General features: G+C 42.6%; 1 protein-coding gene. It reads right to left on the bottom strand.

Annotation, left to right across the window (positions count from 1 at the left end):
- Positions 1-341: 341 nt before the first annotated feature.
- The coding region (locus R7040_RS24595; RefSeq protein WP_318097290.1) for an efflux RND transporter permease subunit at positions 342-1,161 on the bottom strand (820 nt) is incomplete at its 5' end.

Genomic DNA, 1,161 nt, shown 5'->3' on the forward strand with positions numbered 1-1,161 from the left:
ATAATAAGCTCCTTGAGGATTAGCAGTTCATTTTGGTTACAATTTATATATTGCACATACGATGCCAACTTTTTAACCCTTTAAATTCAACAACTTAATTAAACGTTCTTTTTTTATATTTATATCAGCATGGTAAATTTCGCACCCCAAGTGTTAAATTAACCAAACAAATCCAACATCCAATTTCATTCAGTTAATCTATAGTATAGAGCGCCATTTCTCCTCACACTTATCGGCTCAAAACGTGCGCCTCAAACATTAATCTAATATCATTTAGGCCTAAATCCTCGGCATAAAAAAAGCAGCCCGAAGGCTGCTATTTATTATTAAGAAAAGAGATGCTAGTTCGATGTATTCGCAGAAATATCTGAAGATACTGACGCTTTTCTAAAACGACCAATGACACGCTGGAAGAAGCGCTTAATCGCTCGAAAGATGTTTTTAATATCTTCAAGCATTAGATACAGACAAGGCACTAACACCAACGTCAGGACTGTGGCATACAGCACAGCAAAGCCCAAAGCGACGGCCATTGGTATTACGAAACGTGCTTGTAGACTGGTTTCGAACATAATAGGCAATACACCCGCAAAGGTCGTGATGGATGTCAGCGTAATCGCTCGGAAACGCGCACAACCAGCCTCAACCACCGCCTGCTTGATGCTCATTCCTTTCTCTCGGACTTGGTTCACATAATCTGTCATCACCAACGAGTCGTTGATCACCACACCTGCGGCTGCGATCAAACCGAATGTCGACATCATGCTAATGTCTAGCCCCAACCAGAAATGTCCCCAAATCGCCCCTGTTAAACTAAACGGGATAACAGACATCACGATAAGAGGCTGGGTATAGCTCTTCAATGGTACGGCAAGCAAGATATAAACAATGATCATCCCTGCCACAAAGAACATGATTTGTTCGTTGCGCTGCGCGGCTTGCTCTTCGATGTCACCACCCAGCTCTGTTTTGACACTTGGGTGCAGCTTCTTCATATCAGGCAAAATACTATCGTCGATGATTTTCACAATTTCTTGTGGCTCAACGAGTTCTTCATCAATAGAGCCGTACACATAAACGGTTTGATAACCACCTTCGCGACGAATTGTGCTAACCCCAGGCTGCTCACTGATATTCACTACATCGCCCAGCATCACTTTC

The organism is Vibrio sp. 1069, from assembly GCF_033340555.1.